The sequence below is a fragment of the Streptomyces sp. enrichment culture genome, from assembly GCF_964273145.1.
Taxonomy (GTDB): domain Bacteria; phylum Actinomycetota; class Actinomycetes; order Streptomycetales; family Streptomycetaceae; genus Streptomyces.
Window position 1 is genome coordinate 6,459,082 of record NZ_OZ186873.1, and the last position, 16,278, is coordinate 6,475,359.

Annotated in this window: 9 protein-coding genes and 3 pseudogenes; 8 read left to right on the forward strand and 4 right to left on the reverse strand. The window is 74.2% G+C overall.

Annotation, left to right across the window (positions count from 1 at the left end):
* Nucleotides 1-345: 345 nt before the first annotated feature.
* Nucleotides 346-1,542, reverse strand: a complete 1,197-nt coding sequence (locus tag ACSU6Z_RS28570; protein WP_437049993.1) for a glycoside hydrolase family 64 protein — start codon at nucleotides 1,540-1,542, stop codon at nucleotides 346-348.
* Between the two features lie 204 nt (nucleotides 1,543-1,746).
* Nucleotides 1,747-1,985, reverse strand: a pseudogene (locus ACSU6Z_RS28575) (IS630 family transposase); the annotation flags it as partial.
* A gap of 9 nt (nucleotides 1,986-1,994) precedes the next feature.
* On the opposite strand from ACSU6Z_RS28575, the gene ACSU6Z_RS28580 reads away from it, so the two are divergent.
* Complete coding sequence (locus ACSU6Z_RS28580; protein ID WP_437049994.1) at nucleotides 1,995-3,272, forward strand: AQJ64_40280 family protein; 1,278 nt, start codon at nucleotides 1,995-1,997, stop codon at nucleotides 3,270-3,272.
* Between the two features lie 47 nt (nucleotides 3,273-3,319).
* Here ACSU6Z_RS28580 and ACSU6Z_RS28585 read toward each other — a convergent pair.
* A pseudogene (locus ACSU6Z_RS28585) lies at nucleotides 3,320-3,598 on the reverse strand (IS6 family transposase); the annotation flags it as partial.
* A 98-nt stretch (nucleotides 3,599-3,696) separates the two neighbouring features.
* Between ACSU6Z_RS28585 and ACSU6Z_RS28590 the strand changes: the two are divergent.
* The 6 genes and pseudogenes from ACSU6Z_RS28590 to ACSU6Z_RS28615 form a co-directional block, all read left to right on the forward strand.
* Nucleotides 3,697-4,077: pseudogene (locus ACSU6Z_RS28590) on the forward strand (IS630 family transposase); the annotation flags it as partial.
* A gap of 30 nt (nucleotides 4,078-4,107) precedes the next feature.
* Nucleotides 4,108-4,971, forward strand: coding sequence for a viomycin phosphotransferase (gene vph / locus ACSU6Z_RS28595; RefSeq protein WP_437049995.1), 864 nt, complete (start codon nucleotides 4,108-4,110; stop codon nucleotides 4,969-4,971).
* Between the two features lie 398 nt (nucleotides 4,972-5,369).
* Nucleotides 5,370-6,419 (forward strand): sugar-binding transcriptional regulator, encoded by a 1,050-nt coding sequence (locus ACSU6Z_RS28600; protein ID WP_437049997.1) that lies wholly within the window; start codon nucleotides 5,370-5,372, stop codon nucleotides 6,417-6,419.
* Nucleotides 6,416-7,069, forward strand: a complete 654-nt coding sequence (locus ACSU6Z_RS28605; protein WP_437049999.1) for a type VII secretion system-associated protein — start codon at nucleotides 6,416-6,418, stop codon at nucleotides 7,067-7,069. The genes ACSU6Z_RS28600 and ACSU6Z_RS28605 overlap by 4 nt, the downstream gene beginning before the upstream one ends.
* Complete coding sequence (locus tag ACSU6Z_RS28610) at nucleotides 7,066-9,990, forward strand: hypothetical protein (RefSeq protein ID WP_437050001.1); 2,925 nt, start codon at nucleotides 7,066-7,068, stop codon at nucleotides 9,988-9,990. The genes ACSU6Z_RS28605 and ACSU6Z_RS28610 overlap by 4 nt, the downstream gene beginning before the upstream one ends.
* 73 nt (nucleotides 9,991-10,063) lie before the next feature.
* On the forward strand, nucleotides 10,064-11,377 hold the full coding sequence (locus ACSU6Z_RS28615; protein ID WP_437050002.1) for a hypothetical protein: 1,314 nt from the start codon (nucleotides 10,064-10,066) through the stop codon (nucleotides 11,375-11,377).
* A 54-nt stretch (nucleotides 11,378-11,431) separates the two neighbouring features.
* Here the strand turns inward: ACSU6Z_RS28615 and ACSU6Z_RS28620 are convergent, their stop codons facing one another.
* Complete coding sequence (locus ACSU6Z_RS28620) at nucleotides 11,432-14,764, reverse strand: right-handed parallel beta-helix repeat-containing protein (RefSeq protein ID WP_437050004.1); 3,333 nt, start codon at nucleotides 14,762-14,764, stop codon at nucleotides 11,432-11,434.
* Nucleotides 14,765-14,838: 74 nt separating this feature from the next.
* Here ACSU6Z_RS28620 and ACSU6Z_RS28625 point away from each other — a divergent pair, with 74 nt between their 5' ends.
* Complete coding sequence (locus ACSU6Z_RS28625; protein ID WP_437050006.1) at nucleotides 14,839-16,077, forward strand: S8 family serine peptidase; 1,239 nt, start codon at nucleotides 14,839-14,841, stop codon at nucleotides 16,075-16,077.
* Nucleotides 16,078-16,278 lie beyond the last annotated feature (201 nt).

Consider the following 16,278-nt stretch of genomic DNA (forward strand, 5'->3'; position numbering starts at 1 on the left):
GCGATGTCAGCCGAAGTTCGACGGCTGCCGGGCGATCGTCCTCACGCCGTGGCCGGCGCCCGGTCCGCTGCTGGTGCGGTCCCGCCGCGGCAGCCTCGTGCAGAGCCGCTTCCCGGATCTCACGGAAGCGGCCGCGCACCTGCCCGATGACCTGGTCCCCGAGGGCAAGCCGGCCGTGCGGGCCGAGGAAGAGATGCCGTTCGAGGCACCCCGGCGGCGAGCAGTCCCCGACGGCCGGTTGTGGATGCCGCCTTCCCGGAGCCAACGGTGCGCGGGCACGTCACGGCCCGTGCCCCGGTGCGCGGGCACGGGCCGTCCTCCCGGGCGGTCGGCCGACCGGGGTGGTCAGTCGAACGGGGTGAGGGTCAGTCGCGCCTGCGCGGGGTTGCCGTCGTGCACCAGCGACTCGTGGTTGCCCACGTCGTCGAAGGCGAAGGCGTATGCCTTCCCGTCCGTGGTCCGCTGGTGAATGACCCGCGCGTAGTGATTGGTCACCGGGTCCTGGTAGAAGCCGGACGCCGAGGTGTCCGGCTGGTTGGGGTTGCTCAGCAGCGTCGAGCGGTTGAACCCGGCGCACAGCGTCCGCGAGATCGGCCCGCGCACCGCGTCGTTGGGAGCGTCCAGGAGCCGGTGGCACCCGAAGACGCTGGACGCGTCGGGCTTCTGGAAACTCGTCACGACCGCACCGGCGCTGTTCGTGAAGTTCATGACGCCGCCGGAGACGCGCCCGAAGTACTTGGTGCCCGGCTGGTCGGCGAACGGGGTGACCGTCAGGGTGTCCGTCGTGTACTTCCGCCAGACGCGGTCGATGTAGTCGTTCAGGACGGAGGCGGGCAGCGCCCCGGTCTCCAGGCCGTACAGCGGGGACAGCGCCCGCAGGACGGTACCGTCGGACCGCGTCTGGATCAGGCCCGACCAACCGGGCTGCGCGCGCAGCGCGTCGAACACCCCGCGGTAGCCGCCCGGCTTGAGCTTGCCGGTGGTGAGCACGCTGCCGTCGGCGCGCTGCACACCGACGGAGTACGGCGCCGAGAACATGTCGACCTGTGTGCTGTTGAGCCACAGACCGGAGTCGTTGAGTGTGTACTCCGACCAGTTGAACAGGATGTCGCGGTTCGGGTCGCTCGGGTTCTGCACGGCAGGCTGCACCAGACCGCCCGTGGCCAGCCGGAAGTCGAGCTTGCGGCCGTAGGAGAAGTAGATGCGTCCCGACAGTTTGGGGATGCGGATGGTCTTGGTCTGCCCGGCGGCGGGTCCGGGGATGGACGCGTCCGGCGCGGGTGTCGGTGGATTGCCGCCGGTCGGCCAGGCGTGGAAGGTGCCGGCGGCGTCCGCCCAACCCTGCTGACCCGTCGTCAGGGACGTGCCGAGGGTGTAGACGTAGACGGCGTCACCGCGGCCGGAGTCGTTGGTGATCGTCAGGGGGATGGTGTCGGGCACCGCGGCGCTCGCGGACGGCGCGGGGCCGGCCGTGAGCAGGGCGCCGGTCAGGGCGACGGCACCGGTGAGGGCGAGTAGTCCGTGCTTGAGGGATGACAGCACTCTTCACCTCCGTGCGGGTGGGGGGATGGTCCGTACCAGCGCGTGAGAGCGCTCTCAGCGTGTCGTCATGCTGCGTTCATGTCAACGCCTTGGATCAAGCTCGCGGTGGGGCGGGCCCACGGGCACTGCCGCGTTGATCGACCGGACGGAATGATCTCCTGATTTGTCGCGGTGGGAGGGGGATCGTCCGTGGGGAGCGCGTTGGCGTCGTACGTCGCGGCGGCCGTCGTCCCGGCGGGGCCGGCAGGTCCGCCTCGAGCGGTGGCCGGGTTTGCAGCGGGTCGACGCCGCAACGGGCACCCGTCGGCGGGAACGGCCCCGTACCCGCACCACCGGGGTCCGGCCCCGCCGGGACCGGGTCATCGCCTGCGGCGGCGTCATGGAGGGACCGGCTTCGTCCTCGAGGACGAGCCGGGCTCCACGGCCACCGCGAGTCTTCCGCGGGGTGATGCGTGTTGTCGCAGGGGAGAAGTGATGAAGCGAAGATCGGCGGACGGGATGTCCCGTCAATCACCTACGGCGACACCACCGGCCAGGCCCCGTCCGTCATCGACTCCGTGACCGGGGCGTCCACGGCCGCCGCCTACGACGCCGACGGCGCTCCCACGGGCGAGTCACTCCCCGACGGCCGCACCCTGGCCAGGACCTGCGACACGACAGGCGACCAGGCCTCGGCGACCTACGCGGACTCCGCGGGCACCACCGTGCTCTCCGGCTTCGCGACCTACACCGTCCACGGCAAGCAGGCCGACCGCACCCGGACCGACGGCGGAACCCTGTCCACGGCCTACCGCCACGACACCTCCGGACGCCTGGCCCTGGCCACCGACGACGGCACGACGACCTCGCGCGCCTGCGCCTTCGACGCCGACGACAACCGCACTTCGCCGGCCCCCACGCTCACGCCCCGCGACCGTCAACGACCGGTCCGGCGCCAGGGCGCCCACCAGCACATCGGCGGGTTCCGGCTCCGGCGCCCCGCGCCGTATCGCCTGCCGTCGTGCCTCCCCGCCCACCTCCGCCACATCCGCTGCTCGCCCGGTCAGTCGCCCGGATACGGTCTGCGTCCACTCACCCGGAGAAGGGCCGGCCCGTTCGCCCCGCCGCCGAAACCGGGCGGCCCGTGCCCCCGTTCCCAGCGCGTCGGAAGCGGGCGGGCAACCCTGCCGGGTGTCGGGACGCCTCAGAAGACGAGCGTGATCGGATCTCTCCCCGACACACAGGAGCGGAACAGCGACACCCGGCAGTCAGGGACCGAACGTCCGGGAGGAACACCGGATATACGGGCGAATGGGGAATGGGTCGACGCACGCGAGAGGCTGCTCCGACCCGGGGAGCCTGTCGCGGCGGCGACGTTCGGCATCTGGCCGGACGACTTCCATGACCGTTCCGTCGCAGGTGACCCCTATTGGCTGGTGAGGCCCATGGTTTTTCATGATCTGTACATTCCCAACATTCCCATGACCTTTCAGCACCGGTCCGAGGACGACGGCCACTGCCACGACTGTTTCGTGGACTCCGACGGCATCGTCCGCTACCCCCCGGGCGGACCGGGTCCGGATGAGGACCACGTCACCCACTGGGCGGCGCTGCCGTACCTGCCGGGGTTGTCGGCGCACGCGGCAGACGGCCCGGAAGCAGGCGCAGCCCTCCGGGGCGCCCGCGAAGCCGCCGGCCATCGACAACCCGCCGTACGGCACTGTCACGTTGACGGGTGCGTGACCGCCTGACGGCGCGTCGGGGCGTGATGGGCCCTGGGGGCCGGGCGGGTCCTCAAGGCCCTGGTGGGCGAGCCGGCGGCGCCGGTGATCTGGTCCCAGATGGCGAAGCGGACGGTCATCTCGGCCCGGTAGCCGGATGCTGTCATCAGGTGGCGGCGAGGCCGGGAGCGGGGCGAGATGCCGCTGAACGTGGACGGGAACCGCTGCGCCCCGCCCACGTCGCGGAAGCCCTCCATCGAGCGTTCGCGCTGCCTCGTGGGCTGATGACCGTTCTCGGTCCGGTTGTTCACCCCCTCGTGGGAGTGGTGCTCGATCAAGGGCATGACCTCGCGATGATGGGAATCCTTCAACTGATCGTTTCAGGATGAGGTTCGCTGGCGGCGGAGGCATATGAGGCTGCAGGCCAGGTCGAGCAGGCCCTGGCGGAGATCGGCGCATCGGCCGCGAAACCCTACGCTGCCTGCTCCGCCGCCGTGGTATCACCTTTCAGCGCACCAAGACGTGGAAGGAGTCCCCGGCCCCCGAACACGACGCCAAACTCGACCGGATCGAGCACGTCCTCGAGTGCTTCCCGGACCCGGCCCTCGCCTCCGGCGAGTTCGGACCGCCGGGCATCCGGCCCACCGCGGGGTCCTGCCGGGCGAAGCAGGGCAAGCCCGACCGCCCGCCGGCGACCTGCCACCGCACCCACGGCGTCACCCACTTCCACGACTGCTCCTCCGTAGGCGACGACCGGCTGTGGGGCGTCAACCGGCACCGCGAAGGCACCGTCGACCGCTGGCGCGGCCTGACAGCACTTCGTGCACAATCGCCTCCGACCCGTCGAGGGATCCAAAGGACACTCGTGAGCATCCGTACGACGCATCGCGCTCTGCTGAGCCGTCTGCTGCCCGACGACAACCCGGACGACCTTGCCGTGCGGCAGGGGCAATTCCACATCGTGGTCATTGGCTCGGACCGGGTCGTGTGCCTGCCTCGCACCCGGGCAGCGGCCGCCCGGTTGCCCCAGCGGGCGGCCGCGCTCCACGCGCTCGCCGGACTCGATCTCGGCTTCCGCACACCTGAGCCGCTGCTCCGGGGCGGCGCCCACGGCACCGACGAGGAGCCGTTCCTGGTACTCAGCCGCATTCCCGGGGAACCGCTGGAGGCCGACGCGCTCAACGACGCCCCAGTGACCGACACCGTGGCGGCGCAGTACGCCACGCTGCTGTCCGCTCTGGCCCGTGCCGGTACTGACGAGACGGTACGAGCAACTCTCCCTCGGGCATCAGAGGACCGGTGGCGGAGGTTCGCGGAGAACGTGCGCGCGGAGCTGTTCCCGCTCATGTCCGACGACGGGCGCCTACGGGCCGAGCGGGAACTCGCAGCACTCGACGGCCTTCCCCGCGTCACCCGAGCAGTGGTGCATGGCGACCTCGGTGCCGAGAACGTTCTATGGGAGTGGTCGCACGGCCTGCCGCACCTCTCCGGGGTACTCGACTGGGACGACGTCACACTCGGCGACCCGGCCGAGGACCTCGCAGCCATCGGTGCCGGCTACGGCCGTGAGCTCCTGGAGCGGGTGCTCGCCCTGGGCGGCTGGTCAAACCGCGGACTCCTTGCCCGCGTCGCCGCGATCCGCGGCACATTCGCCCTGCAGCAAGCCCTCTGCGCTATCCGCGACGGCGACGAAGGAGAACTCGCGGACGGCCTGGCCGGCTACCGCTGAGGCACACCGGCACATCCGCTTCATCGGACATTCCATATCGACAGCCGGCGAACCCGTGCGGTCACAGCACCAGGTTCTGTCCCCTTGGTCGGCGTCGGATCCAGGGAGGACGCCGGCGAGGTGGAGTGCGGCCCGGCGGGCGGTCGCGAGCCTGCCGGTTCGTGTGGTCAGGCCGCGCCACCGCTTGAGGCGGTTGACGCACCGCCCGACTCGTTCCCGGCCCCGACGCGGGCGACCCGTCCGGGAAGGGAAGTCCGACCTCAGCAGTCACTCCAGTCACTCCAGTCACTTCCGTAACTCTGACGCCTTCTCCCCGTCATGTGCCGCTCACCTTGCACAGGTGGACTGTCGGTACAACGGCATCAGCTGACGAGACGATGAGAGCGTGGAGAAACGACATGGCCGAACCGGCTGAGGCGGCGACGTTATCCGCGCCGATCGACACACTCCTCGCCGCCGCCGTCGCCAGGCGCTTCTACCTGGAGAGCCGCTCGAAGGTGGAGATCGCCAAGGAGTTCGGCATCAGCCGGTTCAAGGTGGCTCGCCTCCTCGACGCGGCCGTGGCCCACGACATCGTGCGGATCGACATCACCGTCCCCGCCGAGATCGACCTCCCGCTCGCGAGGGCGCTGGCCGAGCGGTTCGGACTCCGTCACGGCATCGTCGTCAACCTGTCCCGGGGCGAGGGTGGTGCGGCGTCCTCGGCGGACCAGCGTCAGACCGGCCGCTGGCTCGGCACGGCGGCGGCCCAGCTGATCTCGGAGATCGCCGAGGAGGGCGACGTCCTCGGGCTGGACGGCAGCCAGGCGGTGGACGCGCTCAGCGAGGCGGTGACCCGGCTGCCGCTCTGCGATGTGGTCCAGTTGACCGGAGTGCACGGGCGGGACCTCGCCCACGACGCCGCGATCGCCGCGGTCCGCCGCACGGCTGCGGCGGGCGGCGGCAGGGTGTTCCCCCTCCACACCCCTTTCCTCCTTCCCGACGCGGCGACGGCCGCCGCCCTGCGCAGCCAGCCCGCCACCGCCGAGACGCTGGACCGGTTCGGCCTGGTCACCAAGGCCGTCGTCGGCATCGGCGCGTGGGACGCCCCGCACTCCACGGTGTACGACGCCCTGTCCGAGCGGGAGCGGGAGCGGCTCCGGGAGGCGGGAGCGTGCGCCGAGGTGGCCGGCCACGTCCTGGACGCCGACGGCCGGGTGATCCCCACGGAGCTGAACGCGCGCATGATCTCCGTCAGCGCCGCCGAACTCCGAGGCGTCACCGAGCTGATCGGCGTCACGGCCGGTGGACGCGGCACCGACGCGATCCGCGCCGCACTGAGGTCCGGTCTGCTCACCGGGGTCGTCACGGACGCCACGACCGCGCGCCGCCTGCTGTGGCGCGACGGCCCGGGCGACACGGCGCGGACGGACCCGTCACCCCGATCCACCGAACGAGGACAGCGATGAGCCGGCAGGACGAGGCGCTTCCACCCGTTCCGGACGACATCCGTGAGGCCGGCCGCCTCGCACCGGACCACTGGCTGGGGGTGGTCGACCCGATGTGGTCCGGACCCGGAAAGCCCCCGGAGTGGGCGATGCCCGGCCGGTGGCGGTCCGGGCCCGACGGCGAGATCGTCGAGTGGCGGGAGAACCCCGACTACCGGCCGTCCCCGCGTGCGCTCGGCTGGCCCGAACCGGAGGACGAGGTGGACCGCGCCGTCCAGCTCGCCTCGACCGGCTACGGGCCGGGGGAGGCGGTGACGGCCGCGCTGGCGGGCCGCGAGGTGGCCGTGCTGACGGCGCCGGGCGGCGGCCCGCTGAGCGCCGTGGCGCCGGACGGCACCCCGGTCGTGCCGCTGTTCACCTCGTCGGTGTTCCTGCACACCGCTGGGCGTTTCGCCTTCGAACTGGTCGGCGTGGACGACCTCGTGCCGAGGGTCCCCGAAGGGCACGTGCTCTACCTGAACCCCTCGGCCGCGGTGAGCATGCTGCTGGAACCAGACGCCGTGCGCGACGCGATCACCGAAGGGCGGGCCGGTGAGCCGGAGCGTCCCGCGGCCGCCGGCGTCCGGGTGCTGACCGAGGCCGTCCACCCGGTACGGGGAGCGGACGCGTGAGCCGCTGGTCGTCCGTCCTGCCGGGCCGGGGCCGCAGGTCCGCTACGGGACGGGGAACGGCGGGACCGGCCGCCGGCCCGGGCGGCGCCGACCGCCGGGGGACCGGTGGTCCGCCGGTCGAGGACGTCGGCGGCGTGCTGCTGGTGCGCTCGGTCGAGGACGACTCGTTCTCGCTGGACGTCCTGGCCGAGGTGGCGAGCACCGTCGGCGTGGAGGAGGACGTCGCCACGGTGATCGTCGGCTCCGCTGTCGGGGGCAGGACGCCCGGCGCCGACCACTGGGCGCGGCTGGGCACTCTGCTGGACTCCCTCCGCTCGAAGGGCACCGGCCGGGTCCGGCTCGTCATGTCCGGAGCCGGTGACGACCGGCCGGACCGGCCCTGCGTCGCCCGCAGGATCGCCGATGCCTGGGAACTGGAAGTGACCGCTCCGGACGGGGTCGTCCTGTTCACGCCCGGGGGAGCGCTCTTCGTCCACGGCGACTCCGGCCCCGGACGCGCGTGGTGGCGGTTCACGCCCGGCGGGAAACCCCGGAAGCTGGGTCCGCGCGCCCCGGTACCCGCGTGGGAGGAGGCGCTGGGCCGGGTGCCCGCGCACACGACCGGTGGTTGCGTCGTGGACCGGATACCGGCGGGCGTGCTGATACGCCCGGCCGAGGCCCCCGGCCCGGCCCCCGACGACCTGTGCTTCGCGGTGCCGGTCGACTTCGAGCGCATTACGGTACTGGTCGGCGCTCCGCAGGCGGAGGACGTCGCTGCCGACGAGGTGGCCGCCGTGCTCATGGCGCTGCCCGAGGCGCACCGCTCCCGCGTCCGGCTCGCACCGGGCGGCCGGCGCGACCTGCTGCGGCTCGGCCAGTCGGTCGCCGACCTGCTGGGGGCCGAGGTGGAGGTGCTCACCGGCCTGCCGCTGCTCGCCGACCACGCACCGCCCGGGACGGTCCCCCGGCCGACGCTGGTGGGGCGGGACGGGAGGCCGAGCTGGCAGCCGTTCGTCCCGTCGGTGGTCTGCGGGCCCGCCGACCCGCAGGGGAGGCCCCCCGTGCCCAGGCCGGTGGGGAGCCGCCCGCCCGACTGGATCCTCGGCGGCACCGAACCGGGGACCGTACGACTGACGGACCGCTGGCAGGCCACGGTGACCCGGGCCGGACTCGCCCTGTGGGCACCGACCGGCCCCCGTCCCGGGCCGGTCGGCCCGGCCGTGGACCCGGACGTGTGCGCCATCGAACTCGGCATGCCGGGGCAGCCGCTGGACGGCTCCCTGCTGCCCGCGCTGTCCCGGCTCCTGCGTGGGCTCGGAGCCGACGTCCGGGCGCGCACCACCCTGCTGGTGCGCGGCAGGCTCATCGGCGGCGACGGCGAACTGCGCCGGCTGGCCGCCGAGCACGGCGTACCGGGCATCCGCTATGTCGCTGCCGGACGCCCCTCGCCGCCCGGCGCCGTGGCACGCCGGCCCGCCGCCGGTTCGCCGGGTGCGGGTTCCGCGGTGCCGGCGCGCGGGGTGCGGAGGTCCGCCGTATCGCCGGATCCCGTCCAGGGAGGCGGGTCCGCCGAAGTGAGCGGGGTCGCGGGGCCCGGGGGGCGTGCACCGGTTCCGGCAGCGGCGACACCTCGCCCGCCGCTCACCTCCTCGTCCGGGCCGTCGGCCCGGGCCGGCGGTGAGGCGTCCCACGGAGGGGCCGGCGAACGGGATCCGGCCGGGGCGTCGCCCGGTCGTAGCGCCTCCGGTGACGCGGGCACGGGTCCCGCGGCCGGTGGCGCGGGGGCGGACGGGGCGCAGGCGAACCCCTCGGCCGGCGGTGTGCGTGCGGTGGGCGAAGCCGGTGCCGCCGCCGGGACGGCGCGCGCGTTCGATGGTTCACCGTCCGGTGAGGGCGCGGACCGCACCGGCGGCGCCCCCGGACCCGAAGGCGGTGCGCCCACGCGTGCGGAGCCGCGGAGCAGGACCGGCGGCGGGACCGGCACCGGGATGCGGAGGCACGACTCCAAAGGCACGGACCCGAGCACCGACGAGGTGCCCGACGGTGCCGGGACCGGTCGTCCGGACGGTCGTCCGGCGCGCGCCGACGCGCGGCCGGCACCGCGCGGCCGGACCGCCGGACCGCCGGCCGCGGAGGCCGGTGCCCCGAGCGCCCCGGCCCGCCAGGCGCGGGCCGTGTCCCTTCCGTTCGCTCCGGGGCACGTCAGCGGGGCCGCCGAGCGTGCCGCGTTCCGTGACCTCGCGGCGGGCGTCTGGGAGGGGCACGCCGCGGCCGTCTCCCGGGTGCTCACGCGGATGCCCGCCCTGCGCGGTCATGAACTGGAGGCGGCGCGGACCGATCTCGTCGCCGCGCACGCCTACCTCACCGCCGAGGAGGGGCCGCTGCACCACCGTGCGTTGGTCGGGGACCTGCGCACCGGCGAGGGCGGCCTGCTGCCCTACGCCGGCTGCCTGGCGTCCGCCCTGCGGCGGCTGCCCTCCTACCGGGGCGTGGCGCTGCGCGGCGGGGACACCGCCGGCCCCGGCCCCGGGACCGGCACGCTGGTGCACGACCCCGCTCCGGTCAGTGCCCTGGCCGGGTCCTCGGAGCTCCCCGCCGGGGCCGCCGTGCGCTACGCGATCTGGTCCGTCACCGGACGCAAGGTGCGGCAACTGCTCGACCGGCCCGCCGGCTCCCCGGAGGCCGGCGAAGAGATCGTCTTCGTGCCGGGGACCGGCTTCCGGGTGCTGGGGGTGCGGACCGTGCCCGGCGGCCCGCCCGTGGTGCTGCTGCGCGAGCTCCCCGGGAACGCGCCCGCCTACATGGACGGGACGGAGGAACTGAGCGGGCTGGACCTCAAGGCACTCGCGCACCTCGAGGACGCGCTCTCCAAGGGGTTCCGCGTCGGGGAGGGCCGGGGCTGGCCGGAACGCTGCTTCGGGCCCGTGGGCCACGGCGGGTAGCGGGCGGGGACCGCACCGTCCCTCACGCACGGGGACAGACACCACCGCACACATGCGCATTCCAAGGAGAACGATGGCAAACCCGAGACAGTCCTCCTCCGCCGGGCCGGACGGCGCGGGCGGTCCGTCCGTCCGCAGGGCGGTTTCCCTGGGATCGGCGGCGGCCGACCCGGGCCCGCTGCTGACACCGGCCGCCCGACGGCCGGACACGCCCGGACGGAACGGGGGCGGGGGAGCGGCACGGCCGGCTCCGGAGAACACCGAGACCCCGGACGTCCCGGAGAGCGGGACGGCCCCCGCGCGGCCCGGCACGGCGGGCGGGGCGGCCGGGGAGCCGACCGCACCGGCCGCTGCCGCCGCCCCGGTCCCCCGGCGGCGGCAGGGGCCCGAAGGCGCCACCGAGTCCGCGAGCGGGCAGGCGCGGACAGGAAGCCAGGCGGAGTCGGCCGCCGTCGGCCGGGGCGCCCCGGACGCCGGGACCGCCGTCTCCGGGGCCGCGGCGGGCATCGGTGCGGACGGGCCGCCGCCCGGGAACCCGAAGAAGCCCCTGCTCGCCGCCGCCGGCATCGCGGGCGTCGTTCTCCTCGCCGTGCCGCTGCTGATCTGGGCCACGGACGACTCGCGGCAGAAGAAGGACGACGTGGCGGTGGCCGCCGGGTCCGACACGCTGCTCGAGGAGGACTCCTCGGAGGTGCCGAAGGGCGACTACGCCCCGGCGAAGCCCACGCCGGAGCCCTCGACGAAGAAGCCCTCCGCCAAGTCGAGCCCCGTCGTGGAGAAGGCGCCTCCAGTGGTGGGTCCGACGTCCCCGGCCAGCGAGTCGCCCAAGGCGGCGGAGAAGACGGAGAAGACGGAGGAGACGGGGAAGACGGAGGAGACGGGGAAGACGAAGAGGGAGGAGACCCGGACCGAGGAGCACGAGGCTCCCAGGCTCCCGGAGAACACCGCCGCCTACGCCGCCCAGCGGCTGGCCGCCTCGAATCCCGGCCGGCACATCTGCTACCGGGTCCACATGAAGGGTGCCGGCTGGACGGCCCCGGCATGCGACGGGGCCGCGGCGGGCCAGGGGCGGCCCATCACGGCCATCAACATCGCGGTGGTCGGCGCCACGAGGGTGTCCGCCAACGAGTACGTCCAGAAGGACGGATGGACGACCGCCTGGTCGAGTGCGGCCGACGGGACGGACCTGCTGCTGGGCAGCGCCTCCTCGAACGCGCCGAACCTCGGTGGCTACGCCATCGGCGTCGCGGACGGCAACGTCTGCCACCACCACAAGCTCGGCGGGCGCGACTGGGGCGCCTATCTGTGCGAGTCGTCCCAGGGCTGGAGGTTCGGCGGGTCGCTGGAGCCGAACCTGTGGCTGGAGAGCGTCAAGTTCAACGTCTGAGGGACGCGACGGCGCAGCGGACGCCCGCCGGCACCGGCCGGCGGGCGTCCGTCCTCACAGGGAGGGCCGCTGCCCCAGGGCCTGCCGGACGGGCAGGTCCTCCGGCAACAGGGTCGTGAGGTCGGCGAGGCTGGGCGAACTCAGTGCGCCCAGCCGGCGGGCCTGGCTCGTCATCATCGCCTCCAGCAGCTGCCGGGCGAGCCGCGCGTTGCCGAAGGACCGGTCGCGCGGGATGGCGTCCACATGGGCGCGCAGCGCCTCGACGGTGGCGTCGGAGCACTCGTACCCGGAAGCGGCGGCGTGCCGGGACACGATGGTGACCAGTTCGTCAGTGCTGTAGTCCTCGAACGTCACGAACTTGGAGAACCGGGACGTCAGGCCGGGGTTGGAGGCGAGGAAGCGCCGCATCTCCTCGGTGTATCCGGCGACGACGACCACGATCTCGTCGCGGTGGTCCTCCATCAGCTTCAGCAGGGTGTCGACGGCCTCGCGGCCGAAGTCGTTGGACGATTCCTCGGGGGTGAGGGTGTAGGCCTCGTCGATGAACAGCACCCCGCCCAGCGCGCTGGTGAAGACGTCCTTGGTGCGCTGGGCGGTGTGGCCGACGTACTGGCCGACCAGGTCCGCCCGCGCCACCTCCACCAGGGAGTCGCGGGGCAGCACCCCCAGCGAGTGCAGGAGCCGGGCGTACAGCCGGGCGACGGTGGTCTTTCCGGTACCGGGCGGTCCGCTGAAGACGAGGTGGTTGCTGATCCGGGGGGCGGGCAGCCCTGCGGCGATCCGCTGCCGGGCGTTGGTCAGCAGGCTGACCAGATCGGCGACCTCCCGCTTCACGGCGGCGAGCCCCACCATGGCGGTGAGTTCGGCCATCGGGTCGGACGCGTCGTCGGCGTCCTGCGCCGTGCCGCCGCCGACGGCCGCCGCCTCCGCGTCGCCGACGTCCTGCGGCAGCAGCAGCGTCAGGTCGTTCTCCGCCGGATCGGTCATGGCGGCGAGACGGAACGCCTGCCGGTCCACCATGTCCTCGAACACGCTGCGGGCCGCACGGCCGTTGCCGAAGGTCGCGTCACGCGTCATCTGCTCGAAGCGCACGGCGAGGGCCTCCCGGGTCAGCGGCCCGAGCTCGAACTGGTGCCGGTGGCAGAGGCTCTCGGTGATCGTCACCAGTTCCTCCACCGCGTAGTTGCCGAACTCGATGGTGCGGGTGAACCGGGAGGCGAGACCCGGGTTGGCGGTGAGGAACGACTTCATCTGCTCGGAGTAGCCGGCCGCCACCACGACCACGTCCTCGCGGTGGTCCTCCATCAGCTTCAGCAGGGTGTCGACGGCCTCGCGGCCGAAGTCGTTGGACGTTCCCTCGACGGTGAGGGTGTAGGCCTCGTCGATGAACAGCACCCCGCCCAGCGCGCTGTTGAACGCCTCGGTGGTCTTGATGGCCGTACCGCCGATGACCTGCGCGACGAGATCGGCGCGGGCGACCTCGACGAGGTGCCCGCTCCTGAGCACGCCCAGGTCCGCGAGGATGCTGCCGTAGAGGCGGGCGACGGTGGTCTTGCCGGTGCCGGGCGGCCCCGCGAAGATCAGATGCCGGCTCATGGACGGGACCGGCATGCCGAGCCGGCGCCGGCGCTCCGCGAGCTGGTTCAGGTTGACCAGCGTGCGCACCTGGTGCTTGACGTTCTCCAGGCCGGTGAGCGCCTCCAGTTCGGCCAGCGGGCCCTCGGGCTCCTGCTCCTTGCCGGCCCCGCCCGGGGCGCCGTCCTCGCCGGCCGTACCGGCGGACTCGCCCCAGCTGTCCGGCAGGCCGTTGTCCGCGCTGGTCAGCAGCTCGACCGTGAGCCGTTCGCTCGCACGGCTCTGGCGCAGTCCCGCGCCCCGGTTGTCGCGCACGACGCACCGGGTGACGTCGACCGGTTCGGTGCTGTCGACCCGTACGCCGTCGCCCGTGCTCCCGGTGATCTCACAGGCGTCGAGGACGGCCCGGCCGCCGCGCGACACCTGGACGCCGTGGGCCCTCGAGCCGTGCACCCGGACCCGCTCCAGGGTGATCTCGGCGCCGTCCCGCACCCCGACCCCGGCGTCGGCGCTGTCGCCGATCTCGCAGTCCCGCAGGGTGCCCCGGCCGCGTTCGCCGACGAGCAGGCCCGAGCGGGCGGCGGAGCTCAGCACGGTGTCGCTGATCTCGGGGTCGGAGTCGTCGTCGATGTGCAGCGCGCAGCCGCCGGCGGACTCGATCTCGCAGTGCTCGAGCCGGCCGCGGCCGTCGTCGGTGAACTCGACGCCGTGGCCGCCCGCACCGGTGATCCGGGCGTGGCGCAGCAGGGGGTTGGCGGCGGAGCGCACGGAGACGCCGACCCCCGCCGCGTCCAGGACCTCCAGGCGTTCGAACTCGGCCGTGGAGTCGTCCCAGAGCTGCACCGCCCCGGCGGTGTCGGCGCAGTCGCTCACCACGGTGTCCCGCAGCAGCGGGGCGCTGCCCTCGACGACCCGCACGGCGCCCTCGGCGGAGCCGTGGAACGAGCAGCCCTCCAGGGTTCCGCGCGAGCGGTCCAGGACGAGCAGCCCGCTGGTCCCGGTGCGCCGGGTGACGCACCCGCGCAGCATCGGGTCGGCCCCGCCGGAGATGACGACGCCGCTCTGCGCGATGGACTCGAAGGAGGTCTCCTCGATCTCCGGGCGGGACATGCTGGTCACCAGCAGCCCCACCGAGGTGTGGTGCACGACGCACCGCAGCACCCGGGTCGAGCTGTGGCCCTCCAGGGCGATGGCCGGCTTGTCGGTGCCGGAGATGTCGCAGCCCTCCACGGTGCCCCGCGCTTCGCCGCTCGCCAGGACGCCGTTGGCCCGCGCGCCGCGGATGCGGCAGTTGCGGACCAGGGGTCCGGCGGTCTCGCCGATGACCACCGCGGAGGTGCCGAAGTTCTCGAACACGCAGTCCTCGACGACGCTCCCGGACTGCGAGGAGTCGACGAGCCCGGCACCGCCGGGGTTGCCGATCCGGCAGCCGCGGGCGGCCAGCGAACCCTTGCCGCGGACCAGCAGCGCCGTCCATCCGGCGCCGGTCACGGTGCATCCGTCGAGGGCGGCCTGACCGGCCGGTACGTCCACGACCGCGGCCTCCTTGTCGCGGCCCCGGAGGGTGAGGGCGCTGAGCATCACGGCGTCGGCCATGAGGGTGACGGCGGTGCCGTCCCGCGGGCAGAGCTCGACGGTGCCCGGCTCGCCCTCGCCGACGATCGTCACCCGGTGCCGGATGACGAGGTTCTCGGCGTAGCGGCCGGGACGGACCCGGATCACCGCCCCGGTACGGGCCTGGGCCAGTGCCTCACCGATCGTCCGGAATCCGTCCGACCGTTCCGGGCCGACCGTGAGTATTTGCCGTGCCACGCCTCGAACCTCCTTGTGCTGCTGCGGTAGTTGGCGTTGTGTGCCGTACATCTTGTGTGCCTATCATGCGACTCATGCGAAATGTCATGAAAAGCCGGGGTGCGGGCTGTGTGCTGGCGATCGCCGTGGTCCTGCCGGCCGCCGGCGGGCCGGCCTTCGCCCTCCCCGCCGCCCCGGCCGCCCCCGCCGCCCCGCCGGGGAGTTCCGGTGCCGGCGGTCCGGGGGCCACGCTGCTGCCCCCGCTGCCCGTCCGGCTCGGCGAGGGCAGCCCGTGCACCGGGGCCTCGGGGCAGACGGCCACCGGAGCGGCGTGGTCGCAGACGGCGCTCGGACTGTCCCGGGCCCAGCGGATCTCGCGCGGCGGCGGCGTGACCGTCGCGGTGGTCGACACCGGTGTCTCCGCCGGCGTCCCCGGCCTGTCCGGCAGGGTGGAGGCCGTCGACGCGGCGGCCGACGACTGCGTGGGCCACGGCACGTTCGCAGCCGGCCTGATCGCCGCCGCACCGGAGAAGGGCAGCGGCATCACCGGGATCGCCCCGCAGGCGGAGATCCTCGCCCTGCCGGGCACCGACGACCGCGGGGTGCCCTCCGCGGAGCGCGTGGCCGCCGGCATCCGGACGGCGGCGGACCGCGGCGCGCAGGTCGTCTACGTCGGCCAGGCCCTGCGCACCGGCGGGGCCGAACTCACCGCGGCCGTCGCCCACGCCACCCGGCGTGACGCGCTGGTCGTCGCCCCCGCCGCCCCGGACGCCGTGCCCCGCGAGGAGCGGGGACCCGACGGCGAGATGCCCCCGGGCCCGTACTGGCCGGCCGCCGCGCCCGGCGCGCTCGCCGTCGTGGACTTCGGCCCCGGCGGCGTACGGCAGAAGAACGCGCCGCCCGCCCACGAGCCCGACCTGTCCGCGCCCGGCGACGAGATGGTCAGCGTCGGCCCCGGGGGCACCGGCCACTACATCGGCTCCGGCGCCTCGCTGGCCGCGGCGGGCGTCGCGGGCACCGCCGCGCTCGTCCGCGCCTACCACCCCGACCTGACTGCGGCCGAGGTCACCCGCCGCCTCCTCGACACCGCCTACCCCTCGGACACCCCCCGTCTGGACCCGTACGCGGCCCTGTCCCTGGTCCAGGACCGGGCGAAGCCCTCCGTGCGGTCCCCCGCTCCCGCCCACATGCCGGCCCCCGCCGACCCCACCCCCCACACCCGCTCCCTGGCGATCGCGGCCGTGGGCCTGGCAACGGTCCTCCTCCTGGCAGCCCTGGCCGCGGTGATCCCCCGGGGCCGCACCAGGAACTGGCGCCCCCCGACCGCTTCCTGAGGAGGTCGCCGCCGCGCCCACCACCGCCGCGATCCGCGCCCGCCCGTGCCGCAGGACGGCACGGGCGGGCGATGGGGGTCCTCCCGCTCGAGCGGAGCCGGGAGCGGGGGAGGCATCCCACCGGCGCCGGGCTGCGCCACCACCTCCCGGCCGACCCCGCGAGCGCCGGGCCGCGCACCGTCCTCCGACCGCCGTCCGACG

What these genes read in the sequence shown, in the direction of transcription:
- ACSU6Z_RS28605 (WP_437049999.1), top strand. Translation starts at nt 6,416, where the DNA reads ATGAGCCGGCAGGACGAGGCGCTTCCACCCGTTCCGGACGACATCCGT.
- ACSU6Z_RS28615 (WP_437050002.1), top strand. Translation starts at nt 10,064, where the DNA reads ATGGCAAACCCGAGACAGTCCTCCTCCGCCGGGCCGGACGGCGCGGGC.
- ACSU6Z_RS28625 (WP_437050006.1), top strand. Translation starts at nt 14,839, where the DNA reads ATGCGAAATGTCATGAAAAGCCGGGGTGCGGGCTGTGTGCTGGCGATC.
- ACSU6Z_RS28600 (WP_437049997.1), top strand. Translation starts at nt 5,370, where the DNA reads ATGGCCGAACCGGCTGAGGCGGCGACGTTATCCGCGCCGATCGACACA.